The sequence below is a fragment of the Pseudomonas sp. MWU13-2517 genome, assembly GCF_023242545.1.
Classification (GTDB): Bacteria; Pseudomonadota; Gammaproteobacteria; order Pseudomonadales; family Pseudomonadaceae; genus Aquipseudomonas.
This window is the reverse complement of the sequence record NZ_JALMFA010000006.1, coordinates 102,535-125,691: the sequence shown is the minus strand read 5'-3', so window position 1 is coordinate 125,691 and position 23,157 is coordinate 102,535. Positions and strand designations below refer to the sequence as shown.

Annotated in this window: 18 protein-coding genes; 5 read left to right on the top strand and 13 right to left on the bottom strand. The window is 61.3% G+C overall.

Translation table 11 applies throughout. The features are described from left to right. The first annotated feature begins 175 nt into the window (after positions 1-175). Positions 176-373, top strand: coding sequence for a hypothetical protein (locus tag M5B97_RS10580; protein ID WP_123716615.1), 198 nt, complete (start codon positions 176-178; stop codon positions 371-373). Here the strand turns inward: M5B97_RS10580 and M5B97_RS10575 are convergent. Next, positions 303-1,277 carry a LysR family transcriptional regulator gene (locus M5B97_RS10575; RefSeq protein ID WP_123716614.1) on the bottom strand — a complete coding sequence of 325 codons (975 nt, stop codon included), beginning with the start codon at positions 1,275-1,277 and terminating at the stop codon, positions 303-305. The genes M5B97_RS10580 and M5B97_RS10575 overlap by 71 nt on opposite strands. A 196-nt stretch (positions 1,278-1,473) precedes the next feature. On the opposite strand from M5B97_RS10575, the gene M5B97_RS10570 reads away from it, so the two are divergent. Then, the gene (locus M5B97_RS10570; RefSeq protein ID WP_090367886.1) at positions 1,474-2,889 is read left to right on the top strand and encodes an acetyl-CoA carboxylase biotin carboxylase subunit; all 1,416 of its coding nucleotides are present in this window, start codon (positions 1,474-1,476) and stop codon (positions 2,887-2,889) included. A 100-nt stretch (positions 2,890-2,989) separates the two neighbouring features. After that, the gene (gene oadA, locus M5B97_RS10565) at positions 2,990-4,798 is read left to right on the top strand and encodes a sodium-extruding oxaloacetate decarboxylase subunit alpha (RefSeq protein WP_248731439.1); all 1,809 of its coding nucleotides are present in this window, start codon (positions 2,990-2,992) and stop codon (positions 4,796-4,798) included. Positions 4,799-4,880: 82 nt separating this feature from the next. Here the strand turns inward: oadA and M5B97_RS10560 are convergent, their stop codons facing one another. The 3 genes from M5B97_RS10560 to M5B97_RS10550 form a co-directional block, all read right to left on the bottom strand. Beyond that, entirely contained in the window at positions 4,881-6,191 is a 1,311-nt protein-coding gene (locus M5B97_RS10560) for an autotransporter outer membrane beta-barrel domain-containing protein (RefSeq protein ID WP_248731438.1), read from the bottom strand. 168 nt (positions 6,192-6,359) lie between these two features. Further along, the gene (locus M5B97_RS10555) at positions 6,360-7,166 is read right to left on the bottom strand and encodes an amino acid ABC transporter permease (protein ID WP_248731437.1); all 807 of its coding nucleotides are present in this window, start codon (positions 7,164-7,166) and stop codon (positions 6,360-6,362) included. Beyond that, a complete protein-coding gene (locus M5B97_RS10550; protein ID WP_123716612.1) occupies positions 7,163-7,984 on the bottom strand; it encodes an ABC transporter substrate-binding protein in 822 nt (273 codons plus the stop codon). The genes M5B97_RS10555 and M5B97_RS10550 overlap by 4 nt, the downstream gene beginning before the upstream one ends. A gap of 112 nt (positions 7,985-8,096) precedes the next feature. On the opposite strand from M5B97_RS10550, the gene M5B97_RS10545 reads away from it, so the two are divergent. Continuing rightward, positions 8,097-8,996 carry a homocysteine S-methyltransferase family protein gene (locus tag M5B97_RS10545; RefSeq protein WP_248731436.1) on the top strand — a complete coding sequence of 300 codons (900 nt, stop codon included), beginning with the start codon at positions 8,097-8,099 and terminating at the stop codon, positions 8,994-8,996. A gap of 70 nt (positions 8,997-9,066) precedes the next feature. On the opposite strand, the gene M5B97_RS10540 is transcribed toward M5B97_RS10545, so the two are convergent. Genes M5B97_RS10540 through M5B97_RS10530 form a run of 3 tightly spaced genes read right to left on the bottom strand, consistent with a single transcriptional unit; the run spans position 9,067 to position 10,830 of the window. After that, positions 9,067-9,738: a GNAT family protein gene (locus M5B97_RS10540; RefSeq protein WP_248731435.1), complete on the bottom strand. Its 672-nt coding sequence runs from the start codon at positions 9,736-9,738 to the stop codon at positions 9,067-9,069. A gap of 10 nt (positions 9,739-9,748) precedes the next feature. Further along, positions 9,749-10,195, bottom strand: a complete 447-nt coding sequence (locus tag M5B97_RS10535; RefSeq protein ID WP_248731434.1) for a GNAT family N-acetyltransferase — start codon at positions 10,193-10,195, stop codon at positions 9,749-9,751. Beyond that, positions 10,192-10,830 carry an FMN-binding negative transcriptional regulator gene (locus tag M5B97_RS10530; protein WP_248731433.1) on the bottom strand — a complete coding sequence of 213 codons (639 nt, stop codon included), beginning with the start codon at positions 10,828-10,830 and terminating at the stop codon, positions 10,192-10,194. The genes M5B97_RS10535 and M5B97_RS10530 overlap by 4 nt, the downstream gene beginning before the upstream one ends. Positions 10,831-10,917: 87 nt before the next feature. Between M5B97_RS10530 and M5B97_RS10525 the strand changes: the two genes are divergently transcribed. Continuing rightward, positions 10,918-12,456, top strand: a complete 1,539-nt coding sequence (locus M5B97_RS10525) for a PLP-dependent aminotransferase family protein (RefSeq protein ID WP_248731432.1) — start codon at positions 10,918-10,920, stop codon at positions 12,454-12,456. Position 12,457: 1 nt separating this feature from the next. Here M5B97_RS10525 and M5B97_RS10520 read toward each other — a convergent pair whose 3' ends face one another. The 6 genes from M5B97_RS10520 to M5B97_RS10495 all read right to left on the bottom strand — a co-directional run bounded on the left by M5B97_RS10520 (position 12,458) and on the right by M5B97_RS10495 (position 22,950). Further along, positions 12,458-13,549 (bottom strand): polyamine ABC transporter substrate-binding protein, encoded by a 1,092-nt coding sequence (locus M5B97_RS10520; protein WP_248731431.1) that lies wholly within the window; start codon positions 13,547-13,549, stop codon positions 12,458-12,460. Further along, positions 13,546-14,586: a histone deacetylase family protein gene (locus tag M5B97_RS10515; RefSeq protein WP_248731430.1), complete on the bottom strand. Its 1,041-nt coding sequence runs from the start codon at positions 14,584-14,586 to the stop codon at positions 13,546-13,548. The genes M5B97_RS10520 and M5B97_RS10515 overlap by 4 nt, the downstream gene beginning before the upstream one ends. 122 nt (positions 14,587-14,708) lie before the next feature. Next, a complete protein-coding gene (locus tag M5B97_RS10510) occupies positions 14,709-15,701 on the bottom strand; it encodes an AraC family transcriptional regulator (protein ID WP_248731429.1) in 993 nt (330 codons plus the stop codon). Between the two features lie 63 nt (positions 15,702-15,764). Further along, complete coding sequence (locus tag M5B97_RS10505) at positions 15,765-20,327, bottom strand: hypothetical protein (protein WP_248731428.1); 4,563 nt, start codon at positions 20,325-20,327, stop codon at positions 15,765-15,767. 113 nt (positions 20,328-20,440) lie between these two features. Beyond that, on the bottom strand, positions 20,441-21,418 hold the full coding sequence (locus M5B97_RS10500; protein WP_248731427.1) for an asparaginase: 978 nt from the start codon (positions 21,416-21,418) through the stop codon (positions 20,441-20,443). An 86-nt stretch (positions 21,419-21,504) separates the two neighbouring features. Next, the gene (locus M5B97_RS10495) at positions 21,505-22,950 is read right to left on the bottom strand and encodes an alanine/glycine:cation symporter family protein (RefSeq protein WP_134659501.1); all 1,446 of its coding nucleotides are present in this window, start codon (positions 22,948-22,950) and stop codon (positions 21,505-21,507) included. Positions 22,951-23,157 lie beyond the last annotated feature (207 nt).

Genomic DNA, 23,157 nt, shown 5'->3' with positions numbered 1-23,157 from the left:
CTCCCTCGCCACAGGTTACTCGTTGTCCGCTCTATCGCTTAACTGACTGGCATTAGGGCTTGCCCCCTTCCATGATTCATTTTCCTGCCTGTCCAGAATCTTCATCAGGCTGTCATCGCCTCGTCATCCCTCGTGATCATTCTGAGCTCCCCGTACTCGCATTGGGAGACTCCAAATGACCCGGCACTACGAAGACAGCAACAGCACCGTCAAGACCCGTCGTCAGCAGGAAGACCAACGCCGCATGGCGTTCCGTCGCGCAATCGAAGACCGTTGCGAGGAGCGCCAACTGCTCCAGAGCATCAGTGACTACCCGGAACTGCACTGGCAGGCACCCGTGGCCGCCCAGCGAAGCGCTCAGCCAACGCGCTGATCTGCACCCGTTCGCTGCGGATAAAGCCCAGGAACGCATGCGCCACCGGTGACAGGCGTTTGGCCTTGGCCTGCACCAGGCACCAACTGCGGTACAGCGGCAGTTCTTCCACCGGCAACTCCTTGAGCCCACCGGTGGCCAGTTCCAGGTTGACGGCGTGGCGCGTGAGCAAGGCCACGCCCAGCCCTGCGGTCACGCACTCGCGTTGGGCTTCGGCCGAGGCTACTTCCACCGTCTGGGTGAAGTGCACGCGTTTCTCCTTGAAGTACTCCTCGCAGGCCAGTCGCGTGCCGGAACCGGGTTCGCGCAGCAGCAACGTGTAAGGTTCCAGGTCCTGCAGGCGCAGCGGGCCTTGCAGGCTCAAGGGATGGTCGAGAGGCGCCACGGCGACGATCGGGTTGTTGAGAAACGGCAGGAATTCCAGGCCCATTTCCTGGGGCACCATGGACATGATCACCAGGTCGTCACGGTTGTCCGACAGCCTGCGAATCACCTGGGCGCGGTTGACCACCGTCAGGTGCAGTTGCACTTCGGGGTGCTGGCGCTTGAAGGCCGCAAACAAGTGCGGCACGAAGTACTTGGCGCTGGACTCCACCGCCAGCTTCAACTGGCCCTGCAGCGAGCCCTGCATGTCCGACAGCTGCATGTCGAGGTTTTCCAGGCGTCCGAAAATATCGCGACTGGCCCTTTGCAGGGCCTCGGCGGCCTCGGTCATGTAGAGCTTTTTGCCGACGTAATCGAACAGTGGCTGCCCGATCAACTCTTCCAGCTGACGGATTTGCAGGCTGACTGCCGGCTGGGTGAGGGACATTTCCTCGGCGGCGCGACTGTAGGAACGCAAATCACAGACTTCATTGAAAATCTGCAATTGACGTAATGTCATACGCATCAATGACTTACGCATTAGTTCGTTCCTTTTGAGTCGGGCCGTCGGGCCAACTATAAGTCTTTACTTATGCTTGACCCAATAATTATTGATTTTTGTTAATTCCTTGAGCGGCTTAGTGTGTGTCTCGCGACTGGCTTGAAACATTTGGTCACGCGTCGACCCGGGTCTGGTGGGTTGAAGAACGCAGCAATCGGCTCAAGGGAATTTCCAAGTGATAAAAAAGATCCTGATCGCCAACCGTGGTGAAATTGCCGTACGCATCGTGCGTGCCTGCGCCGAGATGGGGATCCGTTCGGTTGCGGTGTTTTCCGATGCCGACCGCCATGCGCTGCACGTCAAACGTGCCGACGAAGCCCATAGCATTGGCGCCGAGCCTCTGGCCGGCTACCTCAACCCGCGCAAGCTGGTGAACCTGGCCGTGGAAACCGGCTGTGACGCCTTGCACCCAGGCTATGGTTTCCTGTCGGAAAACGCCGAACTGGCGGATATCTGCGCCGAGCGTGGGATCAAATTTATCGGGCCATCGGCTGAAGTGATTCGCCGCATGGGCGACAAGACTGAAGCGCGCCGCAGCATGATCAAGGCGGGCGTGCCGGTCACGCCGGGCACCGAAGGCAACGTTGCCGACATCCATGAAGCCCTCAGCGAAGGCGACCGCATTGGTTACCCGGTGATGCTCAAGGCCACTTCCGGTGGTGGTGGTCGTGGTATCCGTCGCTGCAACAGCCGCGAAGAACTCGAACAAGCCTTCCCGCGGGTGATTTCCGAAGCCACCAAGGCGTTTGGTTCGGCGGAAGTGTTCCTCGAAAAATGCATCGTCAACCCCAAGCATATCGAGGCGCAGATTCTCGGTGACAGCTTTGGCAACGTGGTGCACCTGTTCGAGCGGGATTGCTCGATCCAGCGCCGTAACCAGAAGCTCATCGAAATCGCCCCCAGCCCCCAGCTGACACCGGAACAGCGCGCCTACATCGGCGACCTGTCGGTACGTGCGGCCAAGGCGGTGGGCTACGAGAACGCCGGTACCGTGGAGTTCCTGCTCGCCGAGGGCGAGGTGTACTTCATGGAAATGAACACCCGGGTGCAGGTGGAGCACACCATCACCGAAGAAATCACCGGGATCGATATTGTCCGTGAGCAGATCCGCATCGCCTCGGGCCTGCCGCTGTCGGTCAAACAGGAAGACATCCACCACCGTGGTTTCGCGTTGCAATTTCGGATCAACGCCGAAGACCCGAAAAACAACTTCCTGCCCAGCTTCGGCAAGATCACCCGATACTACGCGCCCGGCGGTCCTGGCGTGCGCACCGACACGGCGATCTACACCGGCTACACCATCCCGCCGTTCTACGACTCCATGTGCCTGAAACTGGTGGTGTGGGCGTTGACCTGGGAAGAAGCCATGGACCGTGGCCTGCGTGCCCTGGACGACATGCGCCTGCAAGGCGTGAAGACCACCGCTGCCTATTACCAGGAAATCCTGCGCAACCCGGAATTCCGCAGCGGCCAGTTCAATACGAGCTTTGTGGAAAGTCACCCTGAGCTGACCAACTACTCGATCAAGCGCAAACCCGAAGAGCTGGCCCTGGCCATCGCCGCCGCCATCGCCGCCCACGCGGGTTTATGAATAAACAGCGGCAAGTTGTAAGTGGCAAGCTGCAAGTAAAGGCAGATTGGCTTTTTCTTGCGGCTTGTAGCTTGAAACTTGCCGCTATGAGGAGATACCAATGACTAAAAAGATCTTCGTTACTGACACCATTCTGCGCGACGCCCACCAATCGCTGCTCGCGACTCGCATGCGTACCGACGATATGCTGCCGATCTGCGACAAGCTCGATAAGGTCGGCTACTGGTCCCTGGAAGTCTGGGGCGGCGCGACGTTTGACGCTTGCGTGCGCTTCCTGAAAGAAGACCCGTGGGAGCGCCTGCGCAAATTGCGCGCCGCGTTGCCTAACACCCGGCTGCAAATGCTGCTGCGTGGCCAGAACCTGCTGGGCTACCGCCACTACAGCGACGACGTGGTCAAAGCCTTCGTCGCCAAGGCCGCCGTGAATGGCATCGACGTGTTCCGCATCTTCGACGCCATGAACGACGTGCGTAACCTGCGCGTGGCCATCGAAGCGGTGAAAGCCGCCGGCAAACATGCCCAGGGCACCATCGCCTACACCACAAGCCCGGTGCACACCATCGACGCGTTTGTGGCCCAGGCCAAGCAGATGGAATCCATGGGCTGCGACTCGGTTGCGATCAAAGACATGGCCGGCCTGCTGACCCCCTATGCCACTGGCGAACTGGTCAAGGCCTTGAAAGCCGAGCAGAGCCTGCCGGTGTTCATTCACTCTCACGACACCGCCGGCCTGGCCGCGATGTGCCAACTCAAGGCCATTGAAAACGGTGCCGATCATATCGATACCGCGATTTCCAGCTTCGCCTGGGGCACCAGCCATCCGGGTACCGAGTCGATGGTCGCGGCCCTTAAAGGCAGCGAGTTCGACACCGGCCTCGACTTGGAACTGCTGCAGGAAATCGGCCTGTACTTCTACGCCGTGCGCAAGAAGTACCACCAGTTCGAAAGCGAATTCACGGCTGTCGACACCCGCGTGCAAGTCAACCAGGTACCGGGCGGGATGATTTCCAACCTGGCCAACCAGTTGAAGGAGCAGGGCGCCCTCAACCGCATGGGCGAAGTGCTGGCTGAAATCCCGCGCGTACGAGAAGACCTCGGGTTCCCGCCACTCGTTACCCCGACGTCGCAGATCGTCGGCACCCAGGCGTTCTTCAACGTGTTGGCCGGTGAGCGCTACAAGACCATCACCAACGAAGTGAAGCTGTACCTGCAGGGTGGCTACGGCAAGGCGCCGGGCACTGTGAACGAGAAGCTGCGTCGCCAGGCCATCGGCAGTGAAGAAGTGATCGATGTGCGTCCGGCCGACCTGCTCAAGCCGGAAATGACCAAGCTGCGTGGCGAGATCGGTGCGCTGGCCAAGTCCGAAGAAGACGTGCTGACTTACGCCATGTTCCCGGACATTGGGCGCAAGTTCCTCGAAGAACGTGAGGCCGGCACCTTGGCGCCGGAAGTGTTATTGCCGATCCCTGAAGCCGGCGGCGTGGCCCGTGCCAGTGGCGAAGGGGTGCCGACCGAGTTCGTCATCGACGTGCACGGTGAAAGTTACCGCGTCGACATCACCGGTGTTGGCGTGAAGGCCGAAGGCAAACGTCATTTCTACCTGTCCATTGATGGCATGCCGGAAGAAGTGGTGTTCGAACCGCTCAACGAGTTTGTCAGCAGCGGTGGCAGCAAGCGCAAGCACGCCAGCGCTCCGGGCCATGTGAGCACGGCAATGCCGGGCAACATCGTCGACGTGCTGGTCAAGGAAGGTGACGTGGTCAAGGCCGGCCAGGCCGTGCTGATCACCGAAGCCATGAAGATGGAAACCGAAGTGCAGGCAGCCATTGCCGGCAAGGTGACCGCTGTTCATGTAGCCAAGGGCGACCGGGTCAACCCGGGTGAAATCCTGATCGAAGTCGAAGGCTGATACACAGCCTTTGACACTACCGTTTAAACCTCGGGGGGGCATGTGCCCCCTTTTTTTTGTCCGGCGATCAGGTGGTTCTGCCTTAGAACGTCATCGCCCACTGTCCCATCAATCCGTGATGGCGACTGTGGCTGCCAATTTCGGCGGTATAGGCCAGGCCTACGCTGTGTTCTGCCGACAGAGCCATGTCCAGGCCGGTGCGCAGTGCCAGGTTGTCACGGTCCAGGGACGTGCCGGCGATGGTGAACTCACTGTTGAAGTCCTCGCGTTTTTCTTGGGCGAAGGACTGGCGTACGCGACTGTCGACGTTGCCATATAAATGTTTCCAATGGGTACTCAGGTGCGGTTTGAGGGCAATTCGGTTGCTCAGCGCAATCTCATGGCTCAGGCGAAGACCGAGGGTGCTGCTGAGGTTTTGCTGGGTCTGTGTACCGACGTTCAGCGCGCTATAACCACCTTTTTCCTGGAAGCGACCGCGGTGGTAACGCTGGAAACCGATGCCGGCAGAGGGTTCGACACGTAAGCCGCCAGTGTCCAGTTGATAGCCCAGTTCGGCGAAAGCGTTTTGGCTCTGAGCGGTGTAAGTACCCGCGAGGCGCTCGCGGTAGCCGACGAAGCCAAAATCCACCGTGCGTCTGTTTTGCCCGGTATGACGGCTGTATAGCGCGCCCAGGCGCAACGCCAGCGGCCCGTCCTGGCGCACGGCATATCCACCCAGGTGCCAGCTGTCCAATTCACCCTTGAAACCCTTGGCGCTCAGGTCGCTGCCAGACTTGCCACCCACGACACCGATCCGCCATGCGTGGTCGAGCGCCCAGTCGGCACCCAGCAGTAAGCCTTGATTGCTTTGGTTCAAGCCGGCGCTGCCGTGTTGCGCACCGAGCCGGCCGCCGCTTCCCAGACCTTGGAGCCAAAAGCGGCCTGCCTCATGGGTATCGTTATCCAACTGACGTATCGCCGACAGCAGGCTGGCGCTCAGTTGTTTCATGCTGTTTTGAGTCGCGGTGCCCAGGTTGGCATTCTGGCTACCGGCCAATTGCTCGAGCGTGGCAGCTAGCCGCCCTGGCGCCAGGCTGCCCAGGTATTGGCCATAGGCCTTGAGGTGGTACTTTTCCCATTCGCTCAATTCGTCCGACGCCAGCAGTGCATCTACTGCGGAGTCCAACACACGGGCGACGCTCAAGCTGTTGCGACTGCCGGCATGGTCGGCAAAATGAAACGCTGCAGGCGCCGGAGCCACCGGCTTGACAGGGGTGTTGGTGCTCAATGCGACCGGCTCAAACCATTCGCTGTTTGGCCGCATATCGCCACGTGCCTGAGTGTGTTGGGCGCTGGTGGCTCCCAGCATCAGGGTGATAGCGAGCCCGAGTTGCTTGTGTATAAAAAACGGCATCTAAACCCACCTCTTCATGTATGAGGCGGTGGAATTTAGCGGCAGGCGGTGGGGATAACTGTCAGGCCGGCTACCCCTCGTTTGCGGGAGATGTCTTTAGTCTGCTGCGATTAAAATGGTGCCCCGGCAGCGCGCTAAGGCTCAGGCCGGATGTCACTTTTATGGCCTTCATCCGCGCCGAGTGTAGCCCTTGCCGTAATGCCGCTCCATACGTGCCTGGATCAGTTCCAGGCCCAGGGACATGACCCAGTAGATGATCGCCGCCGTGGTGAGCATCTCGATATAGCGATAGCTCGAACGACCGTAGGACTGCGCCAGGAACATCACTTCCCACACGCCCATCACCGAGATCAGGGACGAGTCCTTGAGCATGGAGATGAACTGGCTGGTGGCGGGCGGAATAATAGTGCGCATGGCCTGGGGCAGGGTGACGTGCCAGAAGATCGCACTGTCGCGCATGCCCAGGGCCAGGGCGGCTTCACGTTGGCCATGGGGCACGCCCAGGATACCGGCGCGGAAGATTTCGCTCAGGTAGGCGCCATAGTTCAGCGACAGCGCGATGATCCCGGCGACGATCGCGCCCGGTACCAGGCCCAGTTGTGGCAGGCCCAGATAGATCAGCAGGATCTGGATAAGCAGCGGCGTGCCGCGAAAGAACGAGGCGTAGAAACTGGCAATGCCAAACGCCACGGCACTTTTCGACAGGCGCCCCAGGGCGGTGATAAAACCCAGCACCGATGACGCCACCATTGAGCACAGGCACAGGAACACCGTCAGTGCCGCACCTTGCAGGAAGCCGTTGGGCGCCAAGTGCAGGCCGACCAGGTTGGGCAACTTGTCGAGGATGATCGAGAACTTCAGGTCAAAGCTCAGGAAGAAGCTGGCAAACAGGGCGAACAGCGCCGCCCAAGTGAGGTACAGCCGTGTGCGAAAGCCCAGCAGGCGCTGCAGCAAGGGTGGTTTTGAAGGGGTCATCGGCTGATATCGGCGCCAATCCATTTTTGCGACAGGGCGCTCAAGGTGCCGTCCTGTTTGAGCTGGGCAAACACCTCACGCACCTTGCTGTCCCACTCCGCGTCGCCTTTCTCGATGGCCACCGAGTTGGGCTCCGAGTACAGCGGCTCGCCGGCCAGCTTGAAGCGCTTGTCCTGCGTCAGGCGCGGCTGGGCGGTGACCAGGTTGGTAAGGATCGCGTCCAGGCGTACGCCGGCCCCCAGGCCAAGGTCCTGGAAGGCCACGTTGTCGGTGTCGTACGGGGCGATCTGCACGTTCTCGAACGGGTACTGCAACGGCGTGTCTTCGGCGCCTTCGATCACCAGGTTCTTGTTCAGGTAGCTTTCGTAACTGGAGGCGCTGGTGAGGCCGACTTTCTTGCCGCTCAGGTCCTTGGCCTCGTGGATGCGCTCGTCCTTGGCATTGACCACGATTACCGCCGGCGAGGCGTAGTACTCCACCGGGAAATCAAACACTTCGGCGCGGGCCTTGCTTGGCGTCATCGAGCAGATGCAAATGTCGTAGCGCCCACTCCAGCGGCCGGCGGCGATCACGTCCCATGAGGGCGTTTCCAGGCGGAGCTTCACGCCCAGTTTTTGCGCCACGGCCTTTGCCACATCGACGTCGAAGCCGCTCAACTGGTTCTGGTCATTGAGGAACGAGAAGGGCGGGTAGCTTTCCATCAGCACGCCCACCAGCTCTTTTTTCTGCTCGATTCGATCCAGCGTGGCGCCACCGAAGGCTTGGGTGGACGCAACCAGTGTCAACAGGCCCAAGGCCAGCAAGGGGTTAAGTTTCATGAGTGACACCTTTAGAAAAAAGAGTTGTTATGTACCGAATTGAGCGTATTAAATAGTTATAAAAACGACTCTCATAGTGAGTTATTTTCATAAGCTTATGAGTAAAAAGCATATGGGCACAGCAACAGTGATTCTCGATGGCGGCATGGGCCGTGAACTGCAGCGCCGTGGCGCGCCGTTCCGCCAGCCGGAATGGTCGGCTCTGGCGTTGAGCGAGGCGCCGCAGGCGGTGGAGGCGGTGCATGCGGCCTATATCGACAGCGGCGCGAACGTAATCACCAGCAATAGCTATGCAGTGGTGCCGTTTCATATCGGTGAGGCGCGGTTTGCCGCTGAAGGCCAAGCCTTGGCGGATCTGGCGGGTGAGTTGGCCCGCCGGGCGGTAACGGCTTCGGGTAAACATGTGCGGGTGGCCGGTTCATTGCCGCCGTTGTTCGGCTCCTATCGTCCCGATTTGTTTGAAGCACAGCGCGTGTCTGAGTTACTCACACCTCTGGTGCAAGGCCTGGCGCCTCACGTCGACCTGTGGCTGGCGGAAACCCAGAGCTCAATCGTCGAAGCGCGGGCGATCAAGGCGGGCCTGCCTCAGGATGGCAAGCCGTTCTGGTTGTCGTTTACGTTGAAGGATGAAGACACCGACGAAGTACCACGGCTGCGCTCCGGCGAGCCGGTGGCGGACGCGGCCGAGGCGGCTGCACAATTGGGCGTGCAAGTGCTGCTGTTCAATTGCAGCCAGCCGGAAGTGATCGGCGCGGCCATTGATGCGGCGCGCCAGACCTTTGAACGACTGGGCGTAGTGATCCAGATCGGCGCCTACGCCAATGCCTTCCCTCCGCAGCCCAAGGAAGCCACGGCCAACGATGGTCTCGACCCGTTGCGCGACGACCTGGACCCGCCCGGCTACCTGCACTGGGCTGCTGATTGGCACAAGCGCGGCGCCAGTCATCTGGGTGGTTGCTGCGGGATCGGGCCTGAGCATATTGCGGTGCTGGCCCAGGCACTGGGTGACTGAGCCACCGCCGATCAAACACGGGGGAGCGGGCTTGCCTGTTCCTCCATGGCTCAAGTACCGGTCGTGCGGTCTACGCTCGGCACTCGGCCAGCGTTTTCAGCTGCCCCGAGCCACTCTGATTCGCTTCTGACAGCCATTGCTCAAATGCCGCGGCCACGCTTGGCCATTCCCCGTCCAGAATCGAATACCACGCCGTGTCCCGGTTCTGCCCCTTGACCACCATGTGCTGGCGGAACACGCCTTCAAAACTGAAGCCCAGGCGTTCGGCCGCGTATTTGGAGCGGGCGTTGGCGTTGTTGCACTTCCATTCCAGGCGGCGATAGCCCTGTTCGAAGGCATGCTTGGCCAGCAGGTACACCGCCTCGGTGCTTTTCGGCGAGCGCTGCATCGGTGCGCCGAAGGTGACGTGCCCGATCTCGATACGGCCCTGGGCCGGGACGATGGACATCAAGCTGAGGATGCCTTGGACCTGGCCTGACAGGCGGTCGATCACGCTGAAAAAGTACGGGTCACTGTGGGACGCGTGGTTGTTCAGCCAGTCATTGAAGGCGCTGCGCTCAGGGAAGGGGCCATAAGGCAGGTAGTCCCACAGTTTCGGGTCGGCCCCGGGGCCTTGAAGTGCTTGGAACAGGTCAGCGCCGTGACGCGCCGGGTCGAGCTTTTCCAGGCGGATGAAGCGCCCTTCAAGCCGTTGCACGGTAGGTGCCGGGACGCCTTTCCAGTCGGCGGGGGAAATAGACATGCTGCGCTCCTTAAAGACCTTTGCGAAATTGAATGAAACCCGGGCGTTCGGCGATGCGCTCGTACAGCTTGATCGCTGTGGCGTTGGTTTCGTGGGTCAGCCAATGCACCTTGCAGCAGCCATCGGCCTTGGCGGTGGTGTAGACGAATTCGATCAACTGGCGGCCGATGCCGGTACCGCGCTGAGCGGGGTCTACCAGCAGGTCCTGCAAGTAGCAGGAGTTTTCAATGCTCCAGTTGGAGCGGTGGTAGATGAAGTTGACCATGCCCACCGGCTTGCCGTCCTGCCAGGCCAGCGCCGAGTGGGTTGGCTCATTGGCATCGATCAAGCGTTGCCAGGTGCTTTGGCTCACCCGGTCCGGCAGTTCGGTGTTGTAGAACTTCAAATACGCTTGCCACAGCGGCAGCCACGCGGCGTGGTCGGCGGCAGTTACCTGGCGGATGTCGATCGTGCTCATTCTGAAACTCCTTGGGGAATAAAGCGTGCGAGCGTCTGGTCGCGCACGTCCAGGCTTGCGGCCAGGCCTTCGCGAACGCCGGCCATGTCAGCCGCGCTGCGGTTCTGGCTGAGTTTGCGTTTGCCTGTCAGGCGGTCAATCGGCAGGGCGAAGCCGACGATGGCCTTGAGCATGCCGTCGATGTAGTCGGCGGGTGCGTCGCTGACTTTCCACGGCTGGTTGCGATTGCCTTCATGGCGGTCGGTGAGGGCACTGACCAACTTGAGTAAACGCTCGGCATCGGTGAACACCTCGGCTTTGCCATAAGCGTGCACGGCGATGTAGTTCCAAGTGGGCACCACTTTGCCGTGTTCGGTCTTGGCCGGGTAAAACGCCGGGCTGATGTAGGCGTCGGCGCCGGCAAAGATCACCAGAGCTTCGCTGCCGTTTTGCAGGTCTTGCCACTGCCGGTTGGCCTTCGCCATATGCCCATAGAGTGTGCCGTTGGGGCCTTCATCAGGGTTGAGTAACAGGGGCAAGTGGCTGGCTTGCAGCCCCTGCTCACCAAAGGTCACCAACTGCGCCAGGCGGGTGTGCTGGATCAGTTGCTGGATTTCAGGCAAATCATCGAGGGCAAAAGCGCGAGGTGTGTACATGGAGATTTTCCTTGGCGAATGCCTGCATCCTAGGCAGGCTAATGGTTCGTTGTAAGAGCCATCTGGCACCAATTTCATAGGTCCAATATGTCGCCCCTCACGCCACCTCTGTCATTCAACCCTGCGGGAATCGAACTGGATCGCCGCCAGGGCCTGACTCGCCAGCTGTACGATGCCTTGCGCCAACGGGTGCTGGATGGGCGCCTGGTCAGCGGCACGCGATTACCCGCCACCCGGGACCTGGCAACGGCGCTGGCGATTTCCCGTAACAGTGTGGTGCGCGCCTACGATCAGCTGTATGCCGAAGGATTTATTGAGAGCCGAGTGGGCGATGGCACTTATGTGGCCCAATTGCCCATGGCAAAAAAATTATCCACAAAACCATCCACAGGGTTACCAACAGGCTTATCCCCAGCCTTATCCACAAAGTGGACGGATTTACCGGAAGATCTGGACAGCGAAGTTATCCACAGCGCGGGCGTGATGCGGGTAAAAAACAACCACTTGTCTCAGCCGCCTTCGGGGCCGCCGCGGGCATTTCGCGTGGGTGTACCGGCCTTCGATCTGTTTCCATTTGAGGTATGGGCCAAGCTGAATGGGGCATTCTGGCGCAAGCCGGACCTGGAACAGCTGTGTTACGGCGACCCGGCAGGGGATGGTCGCCTGCGCGGTCTGATCGCCGCCTACTTGCGCAGCTCACGGGGCATGCAGTGCGCGGCTGAGCAAATTGTGATCACCTGCGGAGCACAACAGGCAATCAGCCTTTGTGCACAGTTGCTGGTAGAGCCGGGAGACGGCGTGGCTGTGGAAAACCCGGGTTATCGCGCGGCCGGGCATGCGTTCGCCTTGGCCGGTGCGCAATTGCAGGGCGTGCCGGTGGATGGCGAGGGCATTGATTGCCAGGTGCTCGGCACCCTGGCTGACTGCCGTGTGGCCTATGTCACCCCTTCGCATCAATACCCGTTGGGCGTGGTCATGAGCCTGGCACGGCGCCTGGAGTTACTCGCCTGGGCCGAGCGTACGGGCGGCTGGATCATCGAGGATGACTACGACGGCGAGTACCGCTACAGCGGCGCGCCGTTGTCGCCCTTGGCGGCGTTGGACCGCAGCGGGCGCGTGCTGTACGTCGGCACCTTCGGCAAAGTGGCTTTTCCCGCGTTGCGCCTGGGTTATCTGGTGTTGCCGCCCGGTCTGGTCGATGCGTTCGCTCGGCGCCGCGCCGTGGACATGCGCCATTCTGAAGTCAGCACCCAGGCGGTGATGGCCGAGTTCATGGCGGCCGGGCATTTTCAGCGGCACATTCGCCGCATGCGCAGGGCCGCGTTGAGCCGACGCAATGCCTTGCTGGCCGGTTGGCCGGTCGGGTTGCCGGGCGTCGGTGAACTGCCCAGCGTCGCGGCCGGGCTGCACGTCACGGTGCGTGTCGACAGCCTGGCGCGTGAGCGGCAATTGCTGGCGCAGGCCCATGCGGTGGATGTCGAAATCAATGGGTTGAGTGCGTATTGGCTGGCGCAATCGACCACCCCGGAGGACCAGCGCGCCGGCCTGGTCCTGGGGTTTGCCGCGGTGCCCGAAGCAGGTATTGCGCAGGCGCTGGCGCGGTTGCGCCAGGCCTGGCAGGGCTGAATCAGGTGCCGGACTTGATCTTGGTCCAGGCCCGAGTCCTCGCTCGCTCCGCCTCACGCCCCAAGGGTTTGAGGGTGTAGAGCGTGGCCATTGCGGCCTCGGTCGGGTACAGGTTGGGGTTGTTGCGGATCGATGGATCGACCTGTTCGGTCGCGTCCTTGTTCGGGTTGGGGTAGCCGACAAAATCACTGATTGGCGCAATCACCTGGGGTTGCAGCAGGTAATTGATAAAGGTGTAGGCGTCCTGCGGGTTCTGCGCGCCTTTGGGGATCGCGAGCATGTCAAACCAGATCGGCGCGCCTTCCTTGGGCAGGCGCATGTCCACGGTCACGCCATTCTTGGCTTCCTTGGCGCGGTTGGCCGCCTGGGAAAAGCTGCCTGAATAACCGACGGCCACGCAGATGTCGCCGTTGGCGATATCGGCCATGTACTTGGAGGAGTGGAAGTAGGTGATGTACGGGCGGATCTTCATCAACAGCGCCTCAGCCTTGACGTAATCCTTGGGGTTGCTGCTGTTGGGGTCCAGGCCCAGGTGCTGCAGGGCCAATGGCAGAATCTCCGAGGGCGAGTCGAGGAAGGCGACACCGCATTGCTTGAGCTTGCTGATGTTCTCTTCCTTGAAGATCAGGTCCCAGCTGTCCACCGGCGCATCGGGGCCCAGCGCCGCCTTGACCTTGTCCGGGTTGAAGCCGATCAGGATGGTGCCGTACATGTAGGGCACGGCGAATTTATTGCCGGGGTCGTTGGCTTCGATCAGCTTCATCAGCTTGGGATCGAGGTGGTTCCAGTTAGGCAACCGGCTGCGGTCCAGGGGCTGAAACACGCCGGCTTCGATCTGCTTGGCCAGGAACACGTTAGACGGCACCACCACGTCGTAACCGGAGTTGCCGGTGAGCAACTTGGCTTCCAGCGCTTCGTTGGTGTCGAAGATGTCATACACCAGCTTGACCCCACGGTTCTGCGCCTTGAAATCCTCCAGGGCCTTGGGGGTGATGTAGTCGAACCAGTTGTAGACCTTGAGGGTTTTTTCTTCGGCCTGTACCGCGCCGCTCAACACGGCGGCGCACAAGGCGAGGGAGGTGAGCATCTTCATCGGGTGGCTCCTGCTTGTTCGAAACCTTCGAGCACATTGACGGCGTTGATGCCGATTTCTTCCACGGCGTAGCCGCCTTCCATCACGAACAGGGTCGGCTTGCCCAGGCGTGCAATGCGCTGGCCCATAGCCAGGTAATCTGGGCTGTCGAGCTTGAATTGGGAGATGGGGTCGTGCTTGAACGTGTCCACGCCCAACGACACCACGATGACGTCGGCGTTGTAGCGTTCGGTCTCCCGGCAGGCTTCTTCCAGTGCTGCGCTCCACGCGTCCCAACCGGAACCGGCGGGCAGCGGGTAGTTGAAGTTGAACCCTTCACCCGCGCCTTCGCCGAGCTCATCGGCGTAGCCCAGAAAGAACGGAAACTCCGCCTCCGGGTGGCCATGGATAGACGTGAACAGCACATCGTTGCGTGCGTAAAAAATCGACTGTGTGCCGTTGCCATGGTGGTAATCCACATCGATGATCGCGACCTTCCCGTGGCCTTGGTCCAGAAAGGCCTGGGCAGCGATGGCGGCGTTGTTGAGGTAGCAATAGCCGCCCATCAAGTCGCTGGCGGCGTGATGCCCGGGCGGGCGGCACAGCGCGAAGGCACTGTGGGCGCCTTGCTGGATCGCCTGCTGCGCGGTGAGCGCCACCTGTGCGGCGCTGTACGCCGCCTGCCACGTGCCGGCGGTGATCGGCGCGCCACCGTCGAAGCTGTAATAGCCGAGCTGGCCATGCAGGCTGGTGGGCAGCACCCGGCGCAGGGTGCGGGCGGGCCAGGTGTAGGGCAGAAGGTCGCCGTCCTGTCCGAATTCGCTCCAGCGGGCCCAGGCGCCCTTGAAAAAGTCGAGGTAGTCGCGGCTGTGGATGCGTTGCAGCGGGGCCAGGCCGAAATCCCGCGGAGGCTGCACCGGGCCGAGCTCGCGGTCCTTGACCCGTTGCAATACATGATCGGCACGGGAAGGCATTTCGAAGCAGGGCATCAGTTGCCCGTCCATCAGTTCACAGCGTCCATGGTGCAGATGGTGATCGTCGGAGTAGATCGTCAGCATGGGTACTCTCCGCAGGCTCGTTGTTGTGCCTTCAAGTGTTGCGGCGCGGGGGGCTCAAGAGAATGGCAAGAGCGGCCAGAAGGGGATAAATGTGGCCAGATTAAGTGACCGCAACGCGCCCCTTAATGGCGCATGAGACTGGGCGCCACGCCGCTCCAGCGCACAAAGGCATGGCGAAAGCTGGCGGTCTCGCTGAAGCCCAGCTGTTCGGCGATCTGGTGAACTGGCATCTGGTCTTGCGCCAGCCATTGTTTGGCCCTCTCAAAGCGCAGTTCGTCGAGCAATTGCTGGTAGCTGCAACCCAGCGCGTGCAGGTGTCGGCGCAGCGTGCGCGCAGAGCAGTTCATCTGCGCGGCCAAGCCGGCAAGGCCAGGCGCGGCATGCAGTTGGTCGGCCAGTAACTGGCGCACACGGTTGAGCCAGGCCTGGCGCCCGGTGAATTCGGAGTTTTGCTTGCGGCAGCGCTCGGCCATGGCCCGATGGGTGATGGGATCCGCCAGCGGCAGGGGCTGTTGCAGCCACTGTGGGTCGAAGGCAAACCCGTTGGTCAGCGTGCCAAATTGCAATGGGCAGTCGAAGCGCTCGGCATACCGTGCGTGGTACTCCGGCGCCGGGTAGTCCAGGCGCACCTCACGCAACGGCAGCGGACGGCCGAGCAGGTCATCACAGATGACCTTCAATGACACCAGGCAGAATTCCACATTGAATGCCGCCAGCGCCGGGTTTTCCCGATAATCGCCGGCGGTCAGCCAGGCGTGCTCGCTGTCTTCCAACAGGTTCAGCTCGAAAAGTGTTCCCAGCAGCGCCGGGTAGCGCAGCGCCAGGCGCAAAGCGTCACCTAAGGTGGCACTGGTGAGCAGCGCATAGCCGAGCAGCCCATAGCACGACACATGCATGCGCTGGCCCAGTTCCAGGCCGATGTCCTGGCGCAAGGCCACGGCGTTGGCGCATACACGCATCTCCTGGCAGGTAGTGATACGGGTGTCGGCACGGTGCAGATCGGCCACGTCAATGCCGCTGCCGGCCAGTAATACGTCGCCTGCCAGGCCCTGGTCCTTGAAGGTGGCCAGGACCAGGGAGACGGCATTGAGGGTAGTCAGATGTGAATGCAGCATGGGGAAACCGGCGCGAGGATGTGGCAGTGACGCAGCAAATTGTATGCCGTCCCCTGCTGCCGATCAGCCGCCGGACTCGGATTTGGGGCGCTCGAAAAACAGCTCGCGCGCCTGCTGCAGGCTGATCTCACTGCGGTAAAACGCAACAGTTTGCGTGCGATTGAGGCCTTTGGATGAGTCGGCCGCGGCGCCCAGGCGATGTTCTGCCGGGGTTTTCAGGCGGGCAGACAGGATGGCTTTGTCCGGCGTCCAGCTGGCGCTGTAGTGAAAATGGGCATACCAGAGCACTTCGTGCGTGGCGCGGTCGCTGATGGTGTATTCATCCAGGTAGTCAGGTGTCGAGGACTTTATTCGACGGCGGGTGATGGTTTTCTTGATGGTGATCGCGTTGTGGCGTTGAAGCCATTCCACCCCCGACATGGTCGGGGGTGCCAGTTTGAGCGCCCTGTGCACCAACTGATTACTCTGTTGGTGAAGTTGGGCCAGGGCGCTGTCAATGGCCTTGGTCACGGTACTGGCGGGCACGGACATGGCATCGCTTTCAGTAATGTTGCGCTGCGTCAGGGCCTCTTCGATCGCGTTGCTGGCCTGCTCGAGGCGCTGTGCATATTGTTGGTAAAAGTACTCGATACCAAAGGGGACGCGGTCGGCGAGGTTGGCATGGGTACGGGCTCGCGCCAGAAATGCCGGCAACTCATCGAGCAGGGCCTGGCCCTGATTGATGGTCGCTTGCACATCCACCTCGACCGGTTCGGCAGAAGGGCGCGCGACGGTGTCGTGGACCACCCACACGCCCTTGGTTTTCTCACGGTAGGTGGCGAGAATTTGCTCGGTCATTGGCGAGCGGATATCCACCAGGCCGGTTTCCAGGCCAAGCTCGTTCAAGCGCGGTTCGCCTATCAGCAGGCCGCTGTAGCGGGTGCGGATAAACTGCCTGAGAGGGCGTGGCGGGGTCGACGGTGGCGTGGGGCGGCTCCTGAACACCTCGCGCTCATTGCTCAAGAGGCCGAGATGAGTGATTGCGCGTCGGTGGAACCCCCTCAGCTCCTCGCGTAACTCCTTTATCTGGTCGGGGATGGCATGCTCGGAGAACTCCACGGGAAAATCCTGCAAGCGCTCGTCGAGTAATTGAAACTGCTCCACCAGGTTGCTCAAGGTATCGATACGTTCGTCCAGGCGGCGGTCACTGCGCTCTTTCAGGGTGTCGCGCAGGCACTGGATCGTAATGTCCGCGCTGTCGATAATCTGGTCAATCGCCGACCAGGCGGCGGGCGCTGTCTTTAGGCTGTCAGGCGGCAGGCACAGGTTTCGGTTGAGCGACACGCGAATCGCCTTGAGGTCATCACTGCTGTAAACCGGCATCGAGCCCTTGAGAGTGCTCAACAGCAGCGCACCATCCCTGGCCAGCCCCTTGAGCTCGTTAAAGCGCCCGTGCATGTACTCCAGTTGTACGAGCAATGCCCCGGCCAGCTCGCGCATTTCTCGGAAGTCTTCAATCGAACGCTCTTGCGGCGCTTCGGCCTGGCGGAGCATCTGTTCGTGCACGGCGCGCCATTTTGGTGTGAAGCGGGCAAGGATTTCGCTCAGCGCCGCCTGGGTCAATTTGGCTTGGGCCTTGATGTAGCCCAGTGCCTTTGGCGCGTACTCCACGCTTGGCTCGTGCACATTCATTTCCTTAAGCATCTGCAGCGCCGACTCGTAGTCCGTGCGTTGGGTCTGCAGGGTCTGAAGGTAAGCCTGTCGCGTGGCTTGCGCCGAACTGGAAGGTCCGGTGTCCATTGCCTGGCGTGCCTGTTGCAAGGTCTCCTGGCTGGTTTTTTTCTGGCTTTCGAACACTTCAAGGCGCCTGCGCAGCTCCTCGGCTTTTTGCTTGGCTTGCGCCCGTCCTTTTGCGGTCATGATCTTAGGCCCGCCCCCGCGCAGGCGCAGGCGTGTATCGACAAACCATTGGCCCTGGCGGTTATGAACCAACGGCGGGCCGGTGCGCGAGGGACGTTCAGAGTCGACGATCAACACGTTTTCGTTTTCATCCACGACCACCTGAAACCAGCGATCGCCCACCGGCGCGTACCAGTGTTCGCCACCCCGATACAGGTCTTGCCACGGGCCGACTTCGCCGTTGGCGTCCCCCACGGTGTCTGGCTTGCTCACCTTGAAGCTATCCAGCACGGTCGCCAGGCGCAGCGGTGTGCGGTTGATTGCGCCGCTGACGTGTAAGGGTTGGTCAGGCGTGTCCAGCGCGTCCGCAGAAATCGTCGCCAGTCTGCTGGGCTTCACGGGCCCGGCAGGGGCCGACAGTGACGGGGGAGGCAGTGGTTTGCTCCGCAGTGTCCGGCGCGGTGCGCTGCGACTGACGCTGTGCAGCGTGATGGCCATTCCAATGTTTAACAGCAAGTCGGCGAGTGCGGCCCAGGTTGAGTCCTGCTCAGGGTGACGGCGGGTGTCGGCCAGGTGTTGCAACTGGTCCATGATCTGCCAGATCCAGGCTGCGGCACCGACCGTACCCCCCAGGAACGGCAACGCCAGGTTGAAGATCAGCCAGCCGGTACGCTTGAACGTGGCCCAGCGTGCTTCGACGTTGGACATCGATTGCTGGTCGGCCAGGGTGACCAGTGCATTGGCATTGGCGTTGTAGAGCGCGCTGAACAGCTCGCCGGTGATCGCGGTTTGGCTGAGCAGCAGCGAGCCGCCCATGATCCATACCTTGTAGGGATCGACGATGAAGTCGACCATGGCCCAAGGCGAGGGCAGGTCGCCGGGGAATACATAGCGGGCGTAATCGGTGCGTACGTTATCGGGCAGCCAGGCCAGTACGGATTCGCGCAGGCTGATCGATTGCTGCAGGGCGTAGAGCAAATTGCTTGGCGAAGGGAACTGCAGCAGCGACTTGTCGAGCAACGGTCGGTACAGCAGGCACGGGCCGGCAGCCGGGTCCTCGGGGCCGATCACATACATGTTGGCGACCTCATCCGGCGTGGCGTCCTGTCGCCGGGTCGGCACAAACGCCAGTGGGCGCATGACGATCAACTGGCCCTGGACTTGCCGTTCGGCCGGCTTGGCCTGCATGACCGCCTTCACGTAGGCATAGCCGTGTTCATCAATCGCACCTTCGCCGCGCATCTTGCATTGCAGCGCCAGCAGCGGCAGTTGAATACGCAAGTGCTCGGCATACAGTTGCTGGCGGCGTGCGGACTCTGTCGGGTTATCCAGCAAGGTTTCTTTGATCAACGCCGGGTAGGTGGTGCCGATATCCACGCGGGTGATCAGGCTCTCCAGGTAATCGACGCTCAGCCATTCTGGCGACGCGCGGGCCTTGTGGCGGCGCAGGGACTTGCTTCCCAGAGGCAGGGCGATCAGGTTTTGCAGGGCCAGCTCCGTCAGGCTGAACACTGTGGTCTCGATTTGCCCCGGTACCGCGAACAAGCCCCAGACCACCGGGCTGCGTACCACGATGTCGAGGTCATCCAGCAACTGTGCGTCGGCGTCGGGGTGGTCCTTGAGCAGTTCGGCTTTCAGTTGCTCAAGGGTGTAGGCACGGATCGAGCTGAGGCCTTGGTCATAGCTGCGGCCTTCATTGGCGCTGTGCAAGGCCGCCAGATCCTTGAGGTGGCGGGCGTAGGCGTCCTGGTCCGGAGCCGAGGCGTTGGTCAGCCAATCGGGGAGCGCCTCCAGGTAGTCCTGCAGGAACGCTGCTTCACGCGTGGACCGGGGCGTCGGTGGTTGCGCCAGATTGTGCTGAGCGACCTCCGGCTCGCGTATGTCAGAGCACTCCATGGTGCCGATGTCCTTTATCTGGATACCGATAAAGGCGCTGGCCAGGTAATCGAAAAAGTCACCTTCGGGCTCTATCAGGCGCCACTGTTGTGTCGCTGACAGCGGCAGTTCAAGGCCCAGTTGGTCCAGGGAGGTGTATTTCTTGAGGCCCGAGAACAATGAGTGGGTGAGGACCACCTCTCTGCCTTGTTGTTTGCCGATCAGGACACTGATCAGGTAATCGTCGACCTGGTCGATATCCACCACATAGGCGCGCAGCGCATGAGAGGTATCGGCCTTGCGTGTCGCGGCATCAGGCGCAAGAAAAAGTTGGCGCGCCATGAGGCAGTCGTCGTCGGTCCAGCCGGGTACCTTGTTGACGTTCCAGACGTTGCGCAGCACCGTCGACAGCGCACGCCAGCGCGGGTTGCCGTCCTCGGCGCTGTTCCAATAATCCAGTTGCGCCTGTTGGTACGCCCGCACCATCAGCGGCGCCACCGCGTTCAGGAGGCTGGCAATGTCGAGAATGCGTACCGGCAGGTGTACCGCAGGCTCGACGATCGGCAGCTGGCTCAGAAAATGCTGCCCTTCGATGTACAGCGCTGTCGTTGCGAACAAGGTCTGCACGGCGAGAATATCGGTGAGCGCCTGATAATCGCAGCCGACCAGGACGACCTCATCGTCTTTAAGGTCCCACAGCGGCGTGCCTACAACGACTGCGTTCGGGTCGATGTCCAGGCTCGGGTAAAGCAACTGCAAATGTTCACGCAGCCGTGTCGCAGCTACTTCTCGGAACGCTGGGCCGATAGACATCTGCGCGATCAGCGTGTCAGTGGGGTTTTGATGGGGCTCGAGAGCGGGAGGTGACGTCATGGCGTGTCCTGACAAGCAAAAGAATGGCAACGTCCCTGGAAGAAACCCGGGGCGTTGCCATGCTAGAAAGCGTCGTGTCAGGAACGGTGGTGCTTATGTAGGTGAGCGGCCTCTCAGCGCAACTCGCCGCACAGGTCCAGCTCCACCAGGCGGCGGACTTCCAGGCTATCGAGACCGGCACCGACCAGTGCGTTGAGCTTGCCGAATGCCGCTTCGCGGGTCATGCCGCCGCCGGACAGCACGCCGACGCCGCGCAGGCGACTGCCGGCTTCGTAGACATCCAGCTCCACGCCGCCCTCATGGCATTGGGTGATAGCCACGACCACCACCCCTTTGTCCTGTGCCCGTTGCAGGCTGGCCAGGAACGCAGGGTTATCGCTCGGTCCGGTACCGCTGCCGAAGCATTCGAGGATCAGCGCCTGGATGCCACTGTCGATCAGCGCATCCAGTTGCACGGCCGCGATGCCCGGTACCAGCGGCAATACCCCGACGTTGGCCAGGGCCTTGGGCTGACGAAAATCCAGGGCAGCCGGAATTTCACTGGCCAGGGCCCCGCCGCCATTGCGCTGCAACGCGGCAAACGGGTGGCGACCAAAGCTGCGGATCTTCGCGCAACGGGTCGGCGCCATCAGCGCGCCGTGGAAATACAGCTGAACGCCGGGTGCCAGGCCTTCGCCCAAGGCTGCCAGCGCACCGCTGACGTTTTCCCAGGCATCACTGTCTGGCACACCCGCCGGCAGCATGGAGCCTGTGAACACCACTGGCGCCGGCAGCCCCAGCAGTTGGAAGCTCATCGCGGCCGCGCTGTAGGCCAGGGTGTCGGTACCGTGCAGGATCAGCACCGCGTCGCAGCCGTCGTCCACCGCCTCAACCACGGCAGTGCGCAGGCGCTGCCAGTAGGCGGGCGTCATGTTTGCGCTGTCGATCAGCGGGGACATTTCCCGGAAGCGCCAGGTGGGCAATGGCTGGTTGCAAAGCTGTTCGCGCATGCGCGCCTCGAAACCGGATGCGGGCGCCAGGCCGTTGGCGCTGGCCTGCATGCCGATGGTGCCGCCGGTATAAAGCACCATCACGTTGTTAGCTGAGTGCATCAAGAAATCTCCTGAACGAAAAACGCCGCCGGGCCCAGAGCATGCCCAAGGCCGGGCGGCGTGTCATCTATCTGGTTTTGGCAGACTCAGCGTTGCGCTTGAGCATGCAGTTCAGCCAGCGGCGCACTGTCCGGTTTTACCGGATTTGCTGGCCAGGCCTGGCGGTCCAGATCCAGGTCAGGGAATTGGCTGGAATCGAACACCGGCGTCTTGATCCCCGCTGCACGCTGGTTGTCGTAGTCGTTCAGGATGCGCATGGCGATCTTGAACAGGAACGCCAGGGCGAACAGGTTGACGAACGCCAGCAGGGTCATGGTGATGTCGGCGAAGGCGAACACGGTGCTCAGGTTCTCGATCGAGCCCCAGAAGATCAGCGCCAGCACCAGTGCACGGTAGCCCATCAACACCTTGCGGTTGTTGCCTACCAGGAAGCGCAGGTTGCTCTCACCGAGGTAGTAGTTGTACATGATCGAAGTAAACACGAACAACGCCAGGGCCACCGAGATGAACATGCGACCCCAGTCACCGACTACAGCGGCCAGGGAGTTCTGGGTCAGGGCAATGCCGTCGCCTTCAAAGCCCGGGGTGTAGAAACCGGAGAGCAGGATCAGCAAGGCGGTGCAGGTGCAGATCACGAAGGTGTCGAGGAACACGCTGAACGCCTGGACTACGCCCTGGGCGATCGGGTGTTCTACCGAAGCCACCGCTGCCACGTTAGGCGCACTGCCCAAACCGGCTTCGTTGGCGAATACGCCGCGTTTTACACCCATGATGATTGCGCTGCCCACCAGGCCACCGAAGGCTTGGTCGAGGCCGAAGGCGCTCTTGACGATGGTCGCGAGCATGGCCGGCACGTGGTCGAATTGCAGCACGATCACGTAAAGGGTCACGGCGATGTAGACCAGGGTCTTGACCGGTACCAGCAGGTCGGCAATCGAGGCGATGCGCTTGATCCCGCCGATGAACACCAGGCCCAGCAGTACCGCCAGGGCCAGGCCGGTGTAGGTGGTGTCCAGGCCGAAGGCGTTGTTCAGCGAGTGGGTCACGGCGTGGGCTTGCAGGCCGTTGAAGGCAAAGCCGAAGGTCACCAGTAGCAGGAACGCCATGACCATCCCCAACCAGCGCTTATGCAAGCCGTGCTGGATGTAGTAGGCCGGGCCGCCACGGTAAGTGCCTTCAGCGTCGGTGCGCTTATACAGCTGGCCGAGGGAGCACTCGATAAAGCTCGAAGACATGCCCACCAGCGCGGTGACCCACATCCAGAACACGGCACCCGGGCCGCCCAGGGTTACGGCAATGCCGACACCGGCGATGTTACCGGCACCCACACGGCCGGCGAGGCTGAGCATCAGCGCCTGGAACGAGCTGAGTTGGCCGGAGCTGCTTTTCAGGCTGTCGCGAAACACCGAAAACATGTGGAAAAAGTGACGCAGTTGAACGAAACGCGAGCGGATCGTGAAATAACCGCCGAGCCCGACAATGAGCACGATCAGTACTTTCCCTGAGAGGAAGTCGTTGATGACTTCGAGCATGGAGTGTTCCTCGCTGATTTTTTAATGGCAAACGCAGGACGGTCCGACGCGTCGCTCAGCACCAGGCAGTGCACGACGCTTCGCCCCAATCCTTTTGCGGGTGTTGTTATTCATGCGCTTTCGCGTTGTATCCGGGCCTCGTTACCGACGGCCGCAGACGCGAAGAGGGGCCGCACTATACCTAGCCGAACGGCATACGTCTGCATG